Consider the following 1,355-nt stretch of genomic DNA (forward strand, 5'->3'; position numbering starts at 1 on the left):
CGCATCGACGATCAGGCCGGCGACGGCAGCGGGAACCTCGACGCCTGGGCCACCTACCAGGGGCCGGGAATGGACTGGGAACCATCCCCAGCGGTGACCCACACCGACGCTGGCACTCTCTACGCCGGCGAGCCACCCACCACCCCCGCCCCACTCCACCCCGACCAACCCCAACCCCAACCCACTGCGGGCAGCCGGTGGGTGAGCGACCCGGATGGGGCCCGGACGCTGTTCGACCAGCACGCCGACCACATCGCCACCACAAGGAAGCAGCAGGATCAGCTGCGGCAGCTGTGGAACGCCCTGATCGACCGTATGGACGGCGCCGGGTTCATCACCGCCAGCGAGTCAACCCTCGCCGATGCGGCATCCATACCGCATTCGACGATGCATGGCCGGATCGTGGCATTGCGCGACCGTGGTCTGCTGCGGCTGGTCCGGGAAGCACACGGTGGCGTGCCGGCGCGGTACGGGGTGACCGATCCGGGTCAGCCCCGGCAAGCATCGTTGCCGGCCCTTCCTGCGGGCAGCCGATGGGTGAGCGACCCGGATGAGGCCCGGACGCTGTTCGACCAGCACGCCGACCACATCGCCACCACAACGCAGCAGCGGGATCAGCTGCGGCAGCTGTGGAACGCCCTGATCGACCGTATGGACGGCGACGGGTTCATCACCGCCAGCGAGTCAACCCTCGCCGATGCGACATCCACATGGTATTCGACGGTGCATGGCCGGATCGTGGCATTGCGCGACCGTGGTCTGCTGCAGCTGGTCCAGGAAGCACACGGTGGCGTGGCGGCGCGGTACGGGGTGACCGATCCGGGTCAGCCCCGGCAAGCATCGTTGCCGGCCCTTCCTGCGGGCAGCCGATGGGTGAGCGACCCGGATGAGGCCCGGACGCTGTTCGACCAGCACGCCGACCACATCGCCACCACAAGGAAGCAGCAGGATCAGCTGCGGCAGCTGTGGAACGCCCTGATCGACCATATAAACGACGACGGGCTCATCCCCGCCAGCGAGTCAACCCTCGCCGATGCGACATCCACATCGCAGCAGACGGTGCATGGCCGGATCGTGGCATTGCGCGGCCGTGGTCTGCTGCAGCTGGTCCAGGAAGGACGCGGTGGCGTGCCGGCGCAGTACAGGGTGACCGCTCCGGGTCAGCCCCGGCAAGCATCGTTGCCGGGCCCTGCCCCCGGACCGGACCGCCCGCAGCAGGGTGCGGACCTGTCCTGGCTGAACCACGGGGGGACGTCGCCGATGTCCGGGCCGGTACCTGCCCCGCCGGCGGGCACGGGTCTGCCCGGGCTGCCCGGGCCGCTGGACGACCCGGACGCCCTCACGGCGTCGTCCTG

Annotated in this window: 1 protein-coding gene; it reads left to right on the forward strand. The window is 69.7% G+C overall.

The window, feature by feature from the left end; genetic code table 11:
* A partial coding sequence (locus V6U90_RS33420; RefSeq protein WP_334445178.1) for a hypothetical protein occupies positions 1–1,355 on the forward strand: 1,355 nt, incomplete at both ends.

It is taken from the genome of Micromonospora sp. CPCC 206060, assembly GCF_036906895.1.
Taxonomy (GTDB): Bacteria; Actinomycetota; Actinomycetes; order Mycobacteriales; family Micromonosporaceae; genus Micromonospora.